Annotated in this window: 13 protein-coding genes; 11 read left to right on the top strand and 2 right to left on the bottom strand. The window is 65.9% G+C overall.

Annotation, left to right across the window (positions count from 1 at the left end):
* Window positions 1–2 precede the first annotated feature (2 nt).
* From BUA29_RS07810 to prfB, 8 genes are all read left to right on the top strand, one after another.
* Window positions 3–2,234, top strand: a complete 2,232-nt coding sequence (locus tag BUA29_RS07810) for a DUF1631 family protein (RefSeq protein ID WP_084602407.1) — start codon at window positions 3–5, stop codon at window positions 2,232–2,234.
* Between the two features lie 55 nt (window positions 2,235–2,289).
* Window positions 2,290–3,000, top strand: coding sequence for a 4-hydroxy-tetrahydrodipicolinate reductase (locus BUA29_RS07805; RefSeq protein WP_072756048.1), 711 nt, complete (start codon window positions 2,290–2,292; stop codon window positions 2,998–3,000).
* Between the two features lie 139 nt (window positions 3,001–3,139).
* Complete coding sequence (gene carA, locus BUA29_RS07800) at window positions 3,140–4,291, top strand: glutamine-hydrolyzing carbamoyl-phosphate synthase small subunit (RefSeq protein ID WP_072756047.1); 1,152 nt, start codon at window positions 3,140–3,142, stop codon at window positions 4,289–4,291.
* Entirely contained in the window at window positions 4,291–7,539 is a 3,249-nt protein-coding gene (gene carB, locus BUA29_RS07795; protein ID WP_072756046.1) for a carbamoyl-phosphate synthase large subunit, read from the top strand. The genes carA and carB overlap by 1 nt, the downstream gene beginning before the upstream one ends.
* Window positions 7,536–8,015 (top strand): transcription elongation factor GreA, encoded by a 480-nt coding sequence (greA, locus tag BUA29_RS07790; RefSeq protein WP_072756045.1) that lies wholly within the window; start codon window positions 7,536–7,538, stop codon window positions 8,013–8,015. Before carB ends, greA begins: the two co-directional genes overlap by 4 nt.
* A 4-nt stretch (window positions 8,016–8,019) precedes the next feature.
* On the top strand, window positions 8,020–8,946 hold the full coding sequence (locus BUA29_RS07785) for a hypothetical protein (RefSeq protein ID WP_072756044.1): 927 nt from the start codon (window positions 8,020–8,022) through the stop codon (window positions 8,944–8,946).
* Window positions 8,943–10,625 carry a single-stranded-DNA-specific exonuclease RecJ gene (gene recJ, locus BUA29_RS07780; protein ID WP_072756043.1) on the top strand — a complete coding sequence of 561 codons (1,683 nt, stop codon included), beginning with the start codon at window positions 8,943–8,945 and terminating at the stop codon, window positions 10,623–10,625. The genes BUA29_RS07785 and recJ overlap by 4 nt, the downstream gene beginning before the upstream one ends.
* A 53-nt stretch (window positions 10,626–10,678) precedes the next feature.
* Window positions 10,679–11,807, top strand: a protein-coding gene (gene prfB / locus BUA29_RS07775) for a peptide chain release factor 2 (RefSeq protein ID WP_143148853.1) whose coding sequence is annotated in 2 segments (ribosomal slippage) — window positions 10,679–10,753 and window positions 10,755–11,807 — 1,128 coding nt in all. Because the reading frame shifts where the segments join, the coding sequence is not laid out codon by codon here.
* A gap of 72 nt (window positions 11,808–11,879) precedes the next feature.
* Here the strand turns inward: prfB and BUA29_RS07770 are convergent.
* Entirely contained in the window at window positions 11,880–12,920 is a 1,041-nt protein-coding gene (locus BUA29_RS07770) for a GGDEF domain-containing protein (protein WP_178137909.1), read from the bottom strand.
* Between the two features lie 175 nt (window positions 12,921–13,095).
* On the opposite strand from BUA29_RS07770, the gene lysS reads away from it, so the two are divergent.
* The 3 genes from lysS to BUA29_RS07755 all read left to right on the top strand — a co-directional run bounded on the left by lysS (window position 13,096) and on the right by BUA29_RS07755 (window position 17,614).
* The gene (gene lysS / locus BUA29_RS07765; RefSeq protein WP_072756041.1) at window positions 13,096–14,613 is read left to right on the top strand and encodes a lysine--tRNA ligase; all 1,518 of its coding nucleotides are present in this window, start codon (window positions 13,096–13,098) and stop codon (window positions 14,611–14,613) included.
* 117 nt (window positions 14,614–14,730) lie between these two features.
* Window positions 14,731–15,789: a response regulator gene (locus BUA29_RS07760; protein ID WP_072756040.1), complete on the top strand. Its 1,059-nt coding sequence runs from the start codon at window positions 14,731–14,733 to the stop codon at window positions 15,787–15,789.
* 4 nt (window positions 15,790–15,793) lie between these two features.
* On the top strand, window positions 15,794–17,614 hold the full coding sequence (locus BUA29_RS07755; RefSeq protein ID WP_072756039.1) for an ATP-binding protein: 1,821 nt from the start codon (window positions 15,794–15,796) through the stop codon (window positions 17,612–17,614).
* Here the strand turns inward: BUA29_RS07755 and BUA29_RS07750 are convergent.
* Window positions 17,605–17,893 (bottom strand): transposase (locus BUA29_RS07750; RefSeq protein WP_143148813.1); only part of this gene is annotated, 289 nt, incomplete at its 5' end. The genes BUA29_RS07755 and BUA29_RS07750 overlap by 10 nt on opposite strands.

Genomic DNA, 17,893 nt, shown 5'->3' with positions numbered 1-17,893 from the left:
CCATGAACTTCCGTTCCCCCGCGGAAATCCCCCCTGTTTCCGGCGCGCCTAACGCCGGCTTGCTGGATGCCGTCCAAAAGCACCTGCTGGAGCGGGTGGGGCCGGCGCTCGACAGTACCCTCGCCGATGTCGATGACTATCTGTTCGATCGTAGCCAGAACGGTGAGGAAACCCTAGGCATGATGGCGCTGCGAGCGATGCGTCATGCCCGCGGCAGCATCGTGCAAGCGTTCCGGCAGGCGGTACAGGACCGGTTCCGGGCATTGCGCGAGCGCACGCCTGTCACCGTTGGCCTGGCCAGCGGCGGCCTGAGCCTGTTGTCGGATCAGGCGCTGGAGCAGCAGCTGGCGGTGGAGCAGTTGGCGGCCTCGGTGCTGCGGCTGCATGGGCCAGCCTATGAGGTGGTCAGCAAACGGCTGGCGGTGGTGGCAGCCCGCAGTGAACTGCCGGATCGGGAAAACCCGCTTGGGCCGGCGTTTCTGGCGGATGCGCTGGGCAATGCCATGATCAAGCTGGACATGGACGATGCCCTGCGCATCGTCGTGTTCAAGTATTTCGAGCGCGAGCTCAGCGCCGCGCTGGGCGAGGTGTACGCGCACTGCAACACCCTCCTTGCCAACGCCGGCATCCTGCCGACGTTGCGTGCGTCCGCCCCGCAGCGCACACAGTCCGCGTATTCGGGGCGTCCCCGTCCTGCCGCCCCCGAGGCCGGATCGCCGGCGCAGGCCGCCGGTGTTGCCGGCCCCGCGCAAGTGGCCGACGCTGCGCCGGCCACCATGCAGGTGAGCCCGGCCGATCAGGCTCTGTTTGCCAGCCTGCTCAGCCAGTTGCAGATGTGGCGTGCGGCGGTGGGCATGTCCGGCGTGTCGGCGGGTGGTCAGGCGGGGCCGGCACTGCCGACCCAGGATCTGATGTCCATCCTGTCCTTGATGCAGCACGACAACAGCATGCAGTTCACGCCGGCGGCCAGCGGTGCGCAGTCGCTGGCGCAGCAATTGCGTGAGCAGATGGCGCAGGCCGCCCGCAAGCTCGGGGTCGGTGCAGACCGTTTCAATCTGGACGGGCTCGATAGCGATGCCGTCGATCTTGTGGCGTTGCTGTTCGACGTGCTGCTGGATGGCCCGCAGTACGACAACCGTATCCGCCAGAAGATCGGCCGCATGCTGGTGCCTTACGTGAAAGTGGCGGTGAAGGATCGCCGCATGTTCCTGTACAAGGAGCATCCGGCGCGCCGTCTGCTCAATACCGTGGCCGAGGCCTGCGAGGGCAATCGTGGCGAGGCGCCGCAGGAGCGCGAGCTGCTGGATCGGGTCGATCAGACCATTGACCGTCTGGTGGCCGAGTTCAACGAGGACGTGGCGATCTTCGAGACGCTGGAGCAAGAACTGCGGGCCTTCATGGCTCAGCACCGCAAGCGGTTCGAGCTGGCCGAGCGGCGCAGTGCCGAGGCCCAGCGCGGCCGCGAGCGGTTGGAGCAGGCGCGGGCCGAGGTGCAGGCCGAGCTGCAATGGCGTCGCGGCGGGCGGGCACTGCCGCCGGTGCTGGATGCGTTCATCTCCACGCATGCGGCGCATCACCTGGTGCAGATGGCGCTGCGCGATGGCAAAGGCTCGCCGCGCTATGAAAGCGCACTGCGGGCGGTCGATGATCTTCTGACAGCGTTCGATCGGGCTGCGGCACGGCAACCGATCGACCCCGCCCGGCCGCTGCCGGAAGCCGAACTGCTGGCCATGCTGGCCAGTGCCGGCTGCACTGGCGATGCCGGCGAGGCGGCGCTGGATGCGCTCAACGACACCCTGGCGCGACTGGCAGCAGGCGAGCCGGCGCTGGCGTCCGACCCGCGTATCCCGGCGGAGGTGGTCTCGGCAGAGCCACAGGCCCCCGAGCCCGAACCGGTGCTGCAGGTGGTCGGGGGGACGGCGGGGTTGGACTACGATGCCGCCATGCTGGCGCGTCTGCGCAAGTTGCAAGTCGGCGATTGGCTTCAGTTGCAGATGGGAGACGGGCATTTCGCGCCGGCCAAGGTGTCCTGGATCAGCCCGATCTCGTCGCGGCTGCTTTTGGTCAATCGACGCGGCATCCGTGTGTTGGTGGCCTCGGTGGAGGAGCTGGCGGTCATGGCCAAGCTCGGCAAGGTCATCGTGCGCGAAGCTGCCACGGCGTTCGAGGACGCGCTGCACCAAGTGGCCGGCCGGCTGCAGAGCGTGGCGGCCAATCAGGCGTCCGTGGCGTGAACCATCGCCGTTGGCAAGGCTTGTCGGTCGTGCAGGTGGCCGCTAGCCTGCGCGCATGACCACATCGACGCGTGTACTGATCCATGGGGCCACCGGCAGGATGGGCCAGACCTTGTTGCGGCTGTGCCGGGAGGAGGGCAGTGGCTGCCAGGCCGTTGCGGCGGTGGCGCGCACGGTCGTCAATCGGGTGGTCGACGGGGTGCCGTATTTCACGGCATCTGAGCTGGCCCGTGTGCCTGCGTTTGATGTCGCCATCGATTTCAGCTTGCCGGACGGGTTCGACGCGGTACTGGCGCTGTGCCGGGCGCGCGGCGCCGCGCTGGTGTCTGGCACCACCGGGCTGAATGCCGCGCAGCAGGCAGCGCTGGATGCCGCCGCCAGCGCGATTCCGGTGGTCTGGGCCAGCAATTTCAGTCTGGGCGTGGCGGTGTTGCATGCGCTGGTCGAGCGCGCCGCTGCCATGTTGCCTGGCTGGGCATGCGACATCGTCGAAGCGCATCACGTTCACAAGCGCGACGCCCCCTCCGGGACAGCGTTGACGCTAGGGGCAGCCGCGCAGGCCGGGGGCGCCGATCCGCGGTACGCCTCGATCCGTGCGGGCGACATCATCGGCGAGCATCTGGTGCAGTTCACTGGCACTGGCGAACGCATCGAGCTGGTGCATCGCGCCAGCAACCGCGACATCTTCGCGCGCGGCGCCTTGCATGCCGCGCAACGCCTGCATGGGCGCCCTCCCGGCCGCTATCGGCTTGGCGAACTGCTGTGACGCGTCGAGGTGAGATGGCGCGTGAGGCTGGCATGCAGCAGGCGTCGCCGGTACAATCCTCGCTCGCCTGAAAACCCTCCAGCTCCGAACGGTGCCCCCGCTTCGGCGCTTTTTTGCAACCTGACACAAGGCGACGCACTTGAACATTCCTGCCATTCTCGCGCTTGAAGACGGTACGGTCTTCGAGGGCATTTCCGTGGGCGCTCCCGGCCTGTCTGTCGGTGAGGTGGTTTTCAACACCGCGATGACCGGCTACCAGGAGATCCTGACCGACCCGTCCTATGCCCGCCAGCTGGTGACGCTGACCTATCCGCATATTGGCAACACCGGCTGCAATGCCCAGGACGACGAGGCCGACCGGGTGTGGGCTGCCGGGCTGATCGTGCGAGATGTGCCACGTCGGCCCAGCAACTGGCGCAGTCAGACCGGCTTGCCGGAGTGGCTGCAGGCGCGTGGTGTGCCAGCCATCGCCGGGATCGACACCCGCAAACTGACCCGGCTGCTGCGCGAGCGCGGCGCCCAGAATGGCGCGCTGCTGGCCGCTGCCCGGCACGATGAGGTGCCCGATGTCGAGCAGGCACTGGAAGCAGCGCGCAAGTTTCCGGGGCTGAAAGGCATGGACCTGGCCAAAGTGGTCAGCACCCCGGTGCGTTATCGCTGGAACGAGGGCACGCTCGATCTGGATCGCAATGCGTTCCACACCGTGGCACCGCGGTTCAAGGTGGTGGCCTACGACTTTGGCATCAAGCGCAACATCCTGCGCATGTTGGCCGAGCGCGGCTGCGACATCGAGGTGGTGCCGGCGCAGACTCCGGCGGCTGAAGTGCTGGCACTGCAGCCGGATGGGGTTTTTCTGTCCAACGGCCCGGGCGATCCGGCACCTTGCGAGTACGCCATCGCCGCCATCCGCGAGCTGCTGGCGGCCAAGATCCCGCTGTATGGCATCTGCCTGGGGCATCAGCTGCTGGCGCTGGCGATCGGCGCCAAGACCGTGAAGATGCCGCACGGCCATCATGGGGCCAACCACCCGGTGCAGGATCTCGATTCCGGGCGGGTGATGATTACTTCGCAGAACCACGGGTTCTGTATCGACGAAGCGACATTGCCGGCGAATGCACGGGTCACTCACCGGTCGCTGTTTGACGGTACCAATCAGGGCATCGCGCTGACCGATGCGCCGGCTTTCAGCTTCCAGGGGCACCCCGAAGCGGCGCCCGGCCCGCACGATGTCGCCCCGCTGTTCGACAAGTTCATCGCGCTGATGCAGGACCGGCGCACGGAGACCCACTGATGCCCAAGCGCACCGATATTCGCACCATCCTCATCATCGGCGCGGGCCCGATCGTCATCGGTCAGGCCTGCGAGTTCGACTACTCCGGTGCCCAGGCCTGCAAGGCGCTGCGCGAAGAGGGCTACCGGGTGGTGCTGGTCAACAGCAACCCGGCCACGATCATGACCGATCCGGACATGGCCGATGCCATCTATATCGAGCCGATCAACTGGCAGACGGTCGAGAAGATCATCGCCAAGGAACGGCCGGATGCACTGTTGCCGACCATGGGTGGACAGACCGCGCTCAACTGCGCGCTGGATCTGGCCGACCACGGCGTGCTGGAGAAATACGGCGTCGAGCTGATCGGCGCCAAGCGCGAGGCGATCCGCATGGCCGAGGATCGCGAGCTGTTCAAACGGGCGATGGCTGAAATCGGGCTGGAGTGTCCGCGTTCGGAGATCGCACGCAGCTACGAGGAGGCCGTGGCGATCCAGGCCCAGGTTGGATTCCCGACCATCATCCGCCCATCGTTCACGCTGGGGGGCAGTGGTGGCGGTATCGCCTACAACCGCGAGGAGTTCGAGGAGATCGTCAAGCGCGGGCTGGAGCTGTCGCCGGTTCACGAGGTGTTGATCGAAGAGTCGGTGCTGGGCTGGAAGGAATATGAGATGGAAGTGGTCCGCGACCGTGCGGACAACTGCATCATCGTGTGCAGCATCGAGAACCTCGACCCGATGGGCGTGCATACCGGTGACTCGATCACCGTCGCCCCGGCACAGACCCTGACCGACAAGGAATACCAGCGCATGCGCGATGCTTCGATCGCGGTGTTGCGCAAGATCGGTGTCGATACCGGCGGCAGCAATGTGCAGTTCGGCATCAATGCCCAAAACGGGCGCATGGTCGTGATCGAGATGAACCCGCGGGTGTCGCGCTCGAGTGCGCTGGCGTCCAAGGCCACTGGCTTTCCGATCGCCAAGGTCGCCGCCAAGCTCGCCATTGGCTACACCCTGGATGAGCTGAAAAACGAGATCACCGGCGGCAAGACGCCCGCCAGCTTCGAGCCCAGCATTGACTACGTCGTCACCAAGATTCCGCGCTTTGCCTTCGAAAAGTTCCCGACCGCCGATGCCCGCCTGACCACCCAGATGAAGTCGGTGGGCGAGGTGATGGCCATTGGTCGCTGCTTCCAGGAGTCGCTGCAGAAGGCCTTGCGCGGGCTGGAGACCGGCAAGACCGGGCTGGATCCGACCGGGCTTGATCTCACCACGGAAGAGGGCATGACTCGGCTGCGCCGTGAGCTGAAGGAGCCGGGGCCTGAGCGCATCTTCTACATCGCCGACGCCTTCCGGGCCGGCATGAGCGTAGAGGAAGTGCACACCCTGTCGTATGTCGATCCCTGGTTCCTCGACCAGATCGAGGCGCTGGTCGATGCCGAAGTCGATCTCGTCCATCGCGGTCTGGAAGGGCTGGATCGCAAGCGCCTGCGTGGGCTCAAGCGGATGGGGTTCTCTGATGCCCGCATCGCCCGACTGACAGGCACCAACGAGACCGCCGTGCGCGCGCTCCGCAAGGCGTTTGGCGTGCGGCCGGTGTACAAGCGGGTGGATTCCTGCGCCGGCGAGTTCGCCACCGATACCGCCTACCTGTATTCGACCTATGAGGACGAATGCGAGGCCGCGCCCAGCGACCGCAAGAAAATCATGGTGCTGGGCGGTGGCCCCAACCGCATCGGCCAGGGCATCGAGTTCGACTACTGCTGCGTGCACGCTGCACTGGCCCTGCGTGAAGACGGCTACGAGACCATCATGGTCAACTGCAACCCGGAGACCGTCTCCACTGACTACGACACCTCCGACCGCCTGTACTTCGAGCCGTTGACGCTGGAGGACGTGCTGGAGATCGTCGAGCTGGAGAAGCCACTGGGCGTGATCGTGCAGTACGGTGGGCAGACCCCGCTGAAGCTGGCCAAGGCGCTGGAAGCCAATGGGGTGCCGATCATCGGCACTTCGCCGGATTCCATCGACCTCGCCGAGGACCGCGAGCGATTCCAGAAGCTGGTCGATCGTCTGGGCCTGAAGCAGCCGCCCAATCGCACCGCACGCAGCATCGAGGAAGCACTGGCGCATGCCCGCGAGATCGGCTACCCGTTGGTGGTGCGCCCCAGCTATGTGCTGGGTGGTCGCGCCATGGAGGTGGTGCATGCCGATGCCGACCTGATGCGCTACATGCGCGAGGCGGTGATGGTCAGCAACGACGCCCCGGTGCTGCTGGATCGCTTCCTCGACAATGCCGTGGAAGTGGATATCGACGTGATCGCCGATCGCGACGGCCATGTGCTGATCGGCGGCGTCATGGAACACATCGAAGAGGCTGGTGTGCATTCCGGCGATTCGTCCTGCTCGCTGCCGCCGTATTCGTTGTCGCCGCGCACTCAGGCGCGCCTGCGCGAGCAGGTGGTGGCGCTGGCGCGGGCGCTGGACGTGGTCGGGCTGATGAACACCCAGTTTGCCGTGCAGGTGGGCGTGGCCGATGGTGACGAAGCCGACACCATCTATCTGCTCGAGGTCAATCCGCGCGCCAGCCGCACCGTGCCGTTCGTGTCCAAGGCCACCGGTCGGCCACTGGCCAAGATCGCGGCCCGCTGCATGGCCGGCAGAACATTGGCCGAGCAAGGGGCAACGCAGGAGATCGTGCCGGCTTATTTCGCGGTCAAGGAGGCGGTGTTCCCGTTCGCCAAATTCCAGAACGTCGATCCGATCCTGGGGCCGGAAATGCGCTCGACCGGCGAGGTGATGGGCGTTGGGCGCAGTTTCGAGGCCGCGTTCGCACGCGCCGAGGAGGCAGCCGGCATCCGTGCGCCACAGCCCGGCATGGCCTTCATCTCGGTGCGTGACCCGGACAAGCCGCGTGTGCTGGATGTGGCCAGAACCCTTCTGGAACGCGGGTTTGCGCTGGTCGCCACCGGCGGTACCGCCGACTATCTGCAGGCGCATGGGTTACCCTGTCAGCGGGTCAACAAAGTGATGGAAGGCCGTCCGCACATCGTCGATCTGATCAAGAACGGCGAGATCGGCTATATCGTCAACACGACCGAAGGGCGGCAGGCCATCGCCGACTCTTTCTCCATCCGGCGCGAAGCACTCCATGCGCGCGTCACCTATTCCACCACCGTTGCGGGCGCTCGCGCCCTGCTGCATTCACTGGATCATCGCAGCCGGGGCGAGGTGGTCTCGCTGCAAGAACTGCACAAGGAGCTGGCATGAGCCGTGCACCTCTCACCGCCAAAGGCGCGCAGCGGTTGCGCGCGGAACTGGAAGAACTGAAGTCGGTCAAGCGGCCGGCCATCATCGAGGCGATCGCGGAAGCGCGCGCCCACGGCGATCTGCGTGAAAACGCCGAATACCACGCCGCCCGCGAGCAGCAGGGGTTCATCGAGGGGCGTATCAAGCACCTGGAGGCCGAGCTGTCGCACGCCCAGATCATCGACGTCGCCAAGCTTGCCGGCAGTGACCGGATCGTGTTCGGCGCCACCGTGGTGCTGGCCGACGTGGAGTCCGGCGAGGAGCGTACTTACCAGATCGTGGGTGACCTCGAAGCCGACATCAAGCAGGGGTTGATCGCGATCTCCTCGCCGCTGGCGCGGGCGCTGATCGGCAAGAGCGAGGGCGATATCGCCAAGATCGAGGCCCCGGGCGGCGTGCGCGAGTACGAGATCGTCGCAGTCGAGTACAAGGGCTGAGGCCATGGCGCGGCGGCTGACCCTGCTGCTGCCTGCCACCGCCCGGCTGGCACAGGTGTCGCTGCCGCCGGCGCTGGCGGCGGCCCTGGGTCGGGCCGATCGCCAGCGTCTGGAACCGGGCGAGCAGGCCCAGCTGGCCCGCCATTTTGATCTGCTGCCGCGAGGCTGGCCGGCGGCTGCGCTGACACGTCTGCTGGATGCCGGCGAAGCCACGACGCGTGGGCATCTGTGGTTGCGTGCCGATCCGGCCCACCTGCGGGCGGATATCAATGGGGCCCGTCTGCTCGGGGTAGGGGCGCAACTGGGACTGGACAGCAGCGATGCCCAGGCGTTGCTGCCCGTGTTGCAGCCAGTGTTCGAGGAGGCCGGGTACGTGCTCGATGCCCCACATCCGGCGCGTTGGTATCTGCGGTTGCCGCGGGGAACGACGTTGCCGGCCTTTTCCTCGCCGGACGATGCCCTGGGGGATGATGTGTTTGAACACGCCGCGCAGGGCAGTGAGGCGCGGCGCTGGCGGGCACTGGAGAGCGAAGTGCAGATCTTGCTGCACCAGCATCCGCACAACGCCGCACGGGTGGCGGCGGGTAGGCCGGCGATCAACGCACTGTGGTTTTGGGGGGGCGGGGAGTTGCCCGATACCGTCTCCAGCCGGGTTCCGATGATCTATTCCGACGATCCGGCCGTGCTCGGCGCTGCTCGCCTGGGCAAGCTGCAGAGCATGCATGTGCAGGCCTACCGGCAGGATGTGGAGCATGCCTTGGTCGATTTGCGCGCTCAGCGTGATGCGCGTGTGCTCGTGCACGATTGGCTGTTGCCGGCGCTGGCCTGTGAGCGCGCGATCTTCGATTTCGCCGACGGTCTGTACGTTGACCTGCGCCCCGGCCAGCGCTGGCGTTGGTGGCGGCGTCCGCTCGCGGATCTGTCGGCATGACCCCGGTCCGTCGAATCGTTCGCCGTCCGCAGAGCGAGCCGGTCGGCGACTGGCCCGCACACTGGCCCCCGTTGCTGCGCCGGGTGCATGCCGCCCGCGGCAGTGATGCCCGCACTGCCATGCCGGCGCTGTCCGACTTGCTGCCACCACAGGGCTTGCGTGGGCTGGATGAGGCGGTCGCGCTGCTGCGTGACGCCATCGCCCGCGATGCCCACATCCTTGTCGTGGGGGATTTCGATTGTGATGGTGCCACCGCCTGCGCCGTCGGCGTGCGTGGCTTGCGCCTGCTGGGGGCACGTCGCGTCTCCCACGCGGTGCCCAACCGCATGGTGCATGGCTATGGCCTGACGCCAGCGCTGGTGGAAGAACTGGCGACGCGACAGCCCGATCTGGTGGTGACGGTGGATCACGGCATCGCCTGCCATGCCGGCATCGCGGCGGCCAAGGCGCGCGGCTGGCAGGTGCTGGTCACCGATCACCATCTACCGGGGCCGACCCTGCCGCCGGCCGATGCCATCGTCGATCCCAATCTGCCGGGGGATGGCTTCCCCAGCAAGGCGCTGGCCGGCGTCGGGGTGATCTTTTATGTCCTGCTGGCCCTGCGCGCTGCGCTGGGCGTGCAGGCCGATCTGGTCAGTCTGCTGGATCTGGTGGCGGTGGGCACGGTGGCCGATCTGGTGCCGTTGGACGCCAACAATCGTGCGCTGGTCGGCGCCGGGCTGCGCCGGTTACGGGCGGGGAAGGGGTGCGCCGGGTTGCAGGCCCTGATCGACGTGGCTGGCCGCCGTGCTGCAACCCTGACCACGGCCGATATCGGGTTTGCCATCGCTCCGCGGATCAACGCCGCCGGCCGGTTGGAAGACATGGGGCTGGGCATCGAATGCCTGCTCACCGACAGTCCAGCCCAGGCCCGGGAACTGGCAGAGATCCTGCACGGCATCAATGACGAGCGCCGGGCCGTGCAGGCCGACATGCAGGACGTGGCCGAGGCGCATCTGGACGGTCTGGATACCCGCCATGCGGTCTGCCTGTTTGATCCGGATTGGCACCCGGGGGTGGTCGGGCTGGTGGCGTCGAAACTGAAAGAGCGGCTGCACCGGCCGGCGGTTGCCTTTGCCCCGGCCGAACCCGGCAGTGACATCTTGCGCGGCTCGGCGCGTTCGATCCCAGGCTTTCATATCCGCGATGCGTTGGCGCTGGTCGATGCCCGGCATCCCGGCTTGATCCCCCGGTTTGGCGGCCACGCCATGGCCGCCGGGTTGACCCTGGCCCGCGATGCATTTGCGGTGTTCCGGGATGCGTTCGTGCAGGTGGCCTGCGAACAGCTGGATCCGGCCCTGCTCACCGAAACCTTGTACAGCGATGGCTGTCTGAGCCCGGCCGATCTGCACATCGACAATGCGGTGGCGCTGCGTGATGGCGGCCACTGGGGGCAGGGCTATCCCGAGCCGCTGTTCGATGGCGAATTCGAGGTGGTGGACTGGCGCGTTCTGAAAGACAGACACCTCAAGCTGGAGCTGGATGCCGGCGGGCGTCGCTGCAACGCCATTCACTTCAACGGCTGGACTGGCGAGCCGCCCGGTACTCGCGTTCACCTGGCCTATCGTCTCGTGCCGGATGACTATCGGGGTGGGGATGCGGTGCAGCTGGTGGTGGTGCATCGTATGCCGGCCGCCTGAGTGCGGCCAGGCTGGTAAGATGTGCGGCCGTTTTTCCCGTGAACCGATTTGCCATGATCGAGCTCAATCCCATTCGAGCACGCATCGCCGACCTGACCGGCCGGCTGGATGCGCTCCGGGGGTATCTTTGACTACGACGCCAAGCGTGAGCGTCTGGAAGAAGTCGAACGCGAACTGGAACATCCCGACGTCTGGAACGACCCGGCACGGGCGCAGGCGCTGGGGCGCGAGCGTGCGCTGCTGGACAAGACCGTCAACGGGATTCGAGAGCTGAGCGAAGGGCTGTCCAGCGCGGCTGAGCTGCTGGAGTTGGCCGAACTGGAAAACGACGAGGAAACCGCACTGGCGGTGGCTGCCGACGTCGATCGCTACCAGAAAGGCGTGGAGCAGATCGAGTTCCAGCGCATGTTCTCAGGCAAGATGGATGCCGCCAATGCATTCGTGGACATCCAGGCCGGCGCCGGTGGCACCGAGGCGCAGGACTGGGCCGAGATGCTGTTGCGCATGTATCTGCGCTGGTGCGAATCGCGCGGCTGGAAGACCGAGTTGCTGGAAGTCAGCGCTGGCGAAGTGGCCGGCATCAAGTCGGCGACGTTCCGGGTCGAGGGTGACTATGCCTATGGTTGGCTGAAAACCGAAACCGGCGTGCACCGGCTGGTGCGCAAGAGCCCATTCGATTCCGACAATCGCCGCCACACCAGTTTCACCAGCGTGTTCGTCTCGCCCGAGGTGAACGACGACATCGACATCGAGATCAACCCGGCCGATCTCAAGACCGACGTGTACCGTTCGTCCGGTGCGGGTGGCCAGCACGTGAACAAGACCGAGTCGGCGGTGCGCATCACCCACGTGCCGACCGGCGTGGTGGTGGCGTGCCAGACCGAGCGCAGCCAGCACGCCAACCGCGAGCGCGCCATGCAGATGCTCAAAGCCAAGCTGTACGAGCTGGAGATGCAGAAGCGCAATGCCGAAAAGGACGCGCTGGAGGCCAGCAAGTCCGACATCGGTTGGGGCAGCCAGATCCGCAACTACGTGCTCGACCAGAGCCGGATCAAGGATCTGCGCACCGGTATCGAACGCAGCGACACCCAGAAAGTGCTGGATGGCGATCTCGACGAGTTTGTCGAAGCCAGCCTGAAGATGGGGCTGGAAGCGGGCGCCAAGCGCACCGACGCCGCCTGAAGCCCCCTGTGCTGCCATCAGCGGCCGTGCCGGCCAGGCATGTGGCTGGTTGGCGCAACAGTCAGTGCGCGATCATCCGGCTTGCGCGCGCAGGGCACGCAGACTGCGGGCGCGGGCCATCTCCGGGGCGCTTTTGACCAGTCGCGGCACGCTGGAGAGCACGCTGACCAGGCCAGTTGCGGCGTCTGGCTGCTCCAGCACGGCCTCGGCGGTCGCTTCGTCGGGCAGATCCGCGCTCCAGTAGCCCACCCAGGCATCGCGGTGGCGCTTGGCGGCATACAGGGCCCGGTCGGCCATCCGTAGCGCATAGTCCCAGCGTCGGCTCGGGCTGCCGCTGCCGTTGGCATGCAGTGGAATCGGCGCCAGCCCCAGCGAGACCGTGACCATGCGCTTGCTGTGGGCGGTCTCGAAGGTGTAGGCCATTGCCCGACGCAGGCGCGCGGCCACCTGTTCGGCCTGTTCACGAGTGAGATTGGGGCAGGCAACCAGGAACTCTTCGCCGCCCCAGCGCGCCACCAGGTCGGTGGGACGGCAGGCGGACTTCAGGCGCGCCGCCATGGCCGAAAGCACCTGATCGCCAGCGGCGTGGCCGTAGCCGTCATTGATCTGCTTGAAATGATCCACGTCGATGAGGAACACCACATGCCGGGCATCGGCCTGGGTGGGCTGGCTTGCGAGGGCATCCAGCATGCGGTTGGCCGCGTGGCGGTTCTTCAGACCGGTCAGCGCATCCACTTCACTGAGGACACGCAGCTCGAGATGACGTTTGCGCAGCCACAGCCCGGCGCCGCTGACCAGGGCCAGCAGTAGCGTCAGCATGGCGATGGCCGCCAGGTAAGCCAGCTGGCGTTTTTCAGCCTGCAGACGTTCAATCTCCCGGGCCTGCTGCAGCGTTTCCAGGGCGTGCCGGGTGGCGTCGATCCGGCTGCGCGCCTGCAGTGCGGTCAAGGCCTGTGCCTGCTGGTGCAGGCGGTTGTGCAGGCTCAGGCATTGGCTGAGCTGCTCGGCTGTGGTCTGCGCGGGTCGGGCGTCCGGGGCGGCAGCAGGCACGGCGGGGAGCAACAGTGCCAGTATCAGCAGCGGGGCAAGGCGCAGGGCGGCAGGGGCAGGCATGGTGTCGGACTCCCGTGGGGTCTGTGCCATACCAAGCAAAAGCAATGCCATTCCATTGTCGGATTTTCGTCGCGCCTCACCGGGTCGTTGCCGGAAGCGGCTCTGATATGCTTTCCGGCCTTTTCTTCTGTCTCGATAGGCCGCTCATCGTGGGCGGTCGGCCCTTGCCTTTCCCATGACTGACGCCACCGATACCCCCGCCACTGACGAAAACCGCCTGATTGCCGAGCGCCGTGCCAAACTGGCGGCGCTGCGCAGTCAGGGTGTTGCCTTCCCCAACGATTTCCGCCGCACCGACTATGCCGGCGCCCTGCAGGCCGAGTACGCCGATGCCGACCGCTGGACCAGCGAGGCGCTGGAGGCCAGCGGCCGCCGGGTGGCGATCGCCGGCCGCATGCTGGCCAAACGGGTGATGGGCAAGGCAGCGTTCGCCACCGTGCAGGACATGAGTGGCCGCATCCAGCTGTTCCTGCAGGCCAATGCGCTGGGCGAAGCCTACGAGGCGTTCAAGGGCTGGGATATCGGTGACATCGTGGCCGCCGAAGGCAGGCTGATGCGGACCAAGACCGGCGAGCTGTCGGTCAAGGTGGATCGGCTCCGGTTGCTGGTGAAGTCATTGCGGCCGTTGCCCGACAAGTTCCACGGCCTGAATGATGTCGAGCAGCGGTACCGCCAGCGCTACGTGGATCTGATCGTCAATCCCGAGGTGCGCGACGTGTTCGTCGCGCGCTCGCGGATCATCGCCGCGATCCGGCGCTGGCTGGATGCGCGGGGCTTTTTGGAAGTGGAGACGCCGATGATGCATTACATCGCCGGTGGCGCCACCGCACGTCCATTCATCACCCACCACAATGCCCTGGACATCGACCTGTTCCTGCGGGTGGCGCCGGAGCTGTACCTCAAGCGTCTGGTGGTCGGTGGCCTGGAGCGGGTCTATGAGATCAACCGCAACTTCCGCAATGAAGGTGTGTCCACCCGCCACAACCCCGAGTTCACCATGCTGGAGCTGTACGAGGCCTACGCCACGTACACCGAGGTGATGGATCTGACCGAAACGATGATGCGCGACGTGGCGCGCGAGGCGATGGGCACCACTGTATTCGAGTGGGACGGCAACACCATTGATCTCGGGCCTGCGTTCCGCCGCTGGCGGCTCGACGAGGCGGTGCGCGAACGGAATCCGGAGATTTCCGTCGCCGACTGCCGCGATCGCGAGGCCCTTGCCGCGCACTGTGCGCGGCTGAAGATCCCGGTTAAGCCGGACTACGGCTGGGGCAAGCTGCTGCTGGAGATCTTCGAGAAAACCGTCGAAGGCAGTCTGATTCAGCCGACGTTTATCACGCACTATCCGGTCGAGGTCAGCCCGCTGGCCCGTGAGAGCGATCACGAGCCGGGTATCACCGACCGCTTCGAACTGTTCATCGGCGGCAAGGAACTGGCCAACGGCTTCTCCGAGCTGAACGATCCCGAAGACCAGGCCGCCCGGTTCCGGGCGCAGGTGGCGGCCAAGGACGCCGGTGACGACGAGGCGATGCACTACGATGCCGACTATATCCGGGCGCTGGAGGTGGGGCTGCCCCCGACTGGCGGGCTGGGGGTGGGGATCGACCGCTTCGTGATGCTGCTGACCGGGTCTTCGTCGATCCGCGACGTGTTGCTGTTCCCCTACATGCGGCCGACCGGCGGGGGGTAAAAACCGCGACTTGGCGCACGGGTCGTGCCTCCCTCGCTTGCCAATATCAAAGAATGGAGTAAGGATGGCCGGACCCCTGGAGGTTCAGCGTTCCGCCATGAAGAGAGGAGGCGCTCCATGGATGTGGTCATTGTTGACGATCAGCCTTCTGCCCGCACCCTGATGCGGCATGTGCTACAGGATCTGGGGCCGCAGATCCAGGCGCACGATTTCGGCGACCCGCAGGAAGCGCTGCGCTGGTGCGAACACAATCACCCGGATCTGCTGTTGCTGGATTACCGCATGCCCGGCATGGATGGGTTGCAGCTGGCCCGCGCCATCCGCAAGCCGTTGCATAACCGCGATGTGCCGATCGTGCTGGTCACCGTGGTTGGCGACGAGCCGGTGCGGCAGGCGGCGCTGGATGCCGGGGTGATCGATTTCATCCTCAAGCCGATCCGGCCGCGCGACGTGCGTGCCCGCTGCCGTAATCTGCTGCAGTTTCGCCAGCAGGCGGTCTCCGTCAAACAGCGGGCGCTGTCGCTGGAGCAGCGACTGCTGGCCAGCATGCACGAGGTGGAGGAGCGCGAGCGCGAGACGCTGTCACGGCTGGCACGTGCCATCGAGCTGCGTGATGCCGGCACCAGCGCCTTTCTGGAGCGGATGGCGCATATCTCTGGCTATATCGCCGAGGGGCTGGGGTTGCCGGAAGATCAGGTTCGTCTGATCGAGCTGGCCGCGCCCTTGCATGACATCGGCAAGATCGCCATTCCGGATGCCATCCTGATGAAACCGGGGCCGCTGGACGAGATTGAGCGGGCCTGCATGATGCAGCACCCGTTGATCGGGTATGACCTGCTCAAGGACAGCCACAACCGGTTCATCCAGGTGGGGGCACAGATTGCCCTGCGCCATCATGAGCGCTGGGACGGCAGCGGCTATCCGGATGGGCTCAAAGGCGAGCAGATCCCGCTGGAGGCCCGCATCGTCACCGTGGCCGACGTGCTCGACGCGCTGCTGTCGCCGCGTCCCTACAAACAGCCGTGGCCGTTAGAACAGGCCCTGGAGTTCATCGTCACCCGCAGCGGCAGCCTGTTCGACCCGGCCTGCGTGCGTGCGTTGCAGGCCGATCTGCCGCGGCTGCGCGAAATCTGCGAGCGCTATTCGCAGGTCGCCCCCCGGATCGAATGGCGCTGAGCTGATGGCTATTTTTTCTGCCCTTCGTGACCGCTTGCGTGGGCGTGCCGACAGTGAGCACGGCCAGGTGCTGGTGCGGATCGTCATTACCGCGCTGTTTTCGCTCTATCTCGGGATCGAGGTCGGAGCAGGCGACTTGCGGCCTGCGCTCTGGCTTACCTGGCTGATCCTGCTGGGCGAGCTGTTGCTTTCGCTGGGGCTGCTGGTGGCGATCCTGTACCGACCAGCGCCCTCGCATGTGCGTCGCTGGATCGGCATGCTGGCCGACTATGCCGCAATGGGCGGCGTGATGTATCTGCAAGGAGAACCAGCGGCGCCCCTGTATGCGGTCTATCTGTGGGTGACCATCGGCAATGGCATGCGCTATGGGCCGATGTATCTGTATGCCGCCACTGCGCTTGCCGTATTGTCGTTCGGCACGATGGTGCAGCTGACGCCGTTCTGGCGACAGAACGGTTACCTGTCATGGGGCCTGCTGCTGGGGCTGGCGGCAGTGCCAATGTATTTCCTGTCGCTGCTGAAGGCGCTGACCCGCGCCGTGGACGAGGCGCGTCGTGCCAATGAGGCCAAGAGCCGTTTTCTGGCCAATATGAGTCACGAGTTCCGGACGCCGCTCAACGGCATTTCCGGGATGTCGGAGCTGCTGTCCAGTACCCGGCTGGATCCGGAGCAGCGTGGCTATGTGGAGACCATCCAGGCCGCCACCCGTGCCTTGCTGGCGCTGGTGGAGGATGTGCTGGACATCTCGGTGATCGAGGCTGGCAAGCTCAAGCTGCATGTGGATGTGTTCGATCTGCATGCGCTGATCGAGGAGATCAACCTGATCCTGCGTCCAAACGCCCGTGCCAAACAGCTGGAATATGTGGTTGTAGTTGCGCCCGACGTACCGACCCGGTTGCGCGGGGACTCCGCCCACCTGCGGCAGGTATTGGTGAACCTGCTCAGCAATGCCATCAAGTTCACCGAGTCCGGTGAGGTGCGCATGCAGGTGGAGCGGATTGGTGACTCTGGCCCAGGCAAGGTGCGGCTGCGCTTTACTGTGAGTGATACTGGAATCGGCATTCCCGCTTCGGCGCGGGCAAGGCTGTTTGAGGCCTTCGAGCAGGTCGACAACAGTCTGTCGCGTCGGTATCAGGGCACGGGTCTGGGCACCACCATCGCCAAGGGCCTCGCCGAAGCGATGGGCGGCAGCATCGGTTTTGAAAGCAGCGAGAACGTTGGCAGCAGGTTCTGGGTGGAGCTGCCTTTTGAAACCGCGGATGCGTATGTCCCGATGCTGGCGCCAGCGGCACGGGCGCCGGCTGGTGAGGCGGCTGCGGAGGCGTCACCGCCACCCAATGTGATTGCATTCGGGGATCCCTTCCTGCGTCATCGCGCCCGGGTACGCTCGGCGCGGATCCTGGTGGCGGACGATCACGCGGCCAACCGGCTGCTGTTGCAAGGTGTGTTGCAAAAGGCCGGGCACCGGGTGATGACGGTGGAGGATGGCGAGACTGCGCTGGATGCACTGGCCGATGGTGAGTTTGATCTGGCGTTGGTGGATCTGCACATGCCGGTCATCAGCGGCATGGATCTGCTGCGCCAGTTGCGCGTCATGCAAGCCGGAGCCAGGCCGCGGACGCCAGTGGTGATCGTCAGTGCGGATGCCTCGCCGGATGCGATGCGGAACTGCCGTGATGCCGGTGCCCATGCTTTCATCACCAAACCGTTCACTGCCAGCCAGCTGCTGGACGTGATCGCCGGCATCCTCACCAACGAGGACGCTGCGCCCGCAGCGGCAGAATCGGGCTCAATCGCGATTCCAGTGGAAACGGTTCATGTCTGATGGGGAGCATGGAGCCAAGGGTGACGGGGTAGATGCCTGAGCTTGGCGCACAGCAGGTAGCTGATGGCGATCAGGTTGGCGTCAGTGCGATAGCCCTTGGCGCGGGCCTTGGCGGCCTGGATCTGGGCGTTGAAGGCCTCGACCTGGCCGTTGGACAGGCCGGTGTCGAAATGCCGCAGGATGCCGGTGAGGTGGTCGCGGATGGTGGCACCGAGCTTCTTGAAGGGCGTCAGCCGACACCGTCGTGCCCAAGAGACCCACTTTCGGAGCAGCGGTTCG

The organism is Thermomonas hydrothermalis (assembly GCF_900129205.1).
In the GTDB taxonomy this organism is placed as follows: domain Bacteria; phylum Pseudomonadota; class Gammaproteobacteria; order Xanthomonadales; family Xanthomonadaceae; genus Thermomonas; species Thermomonas hydrothermalis.
This window is presented reverse-complemented; position numbering and strand designations above follow the sequence as displayed.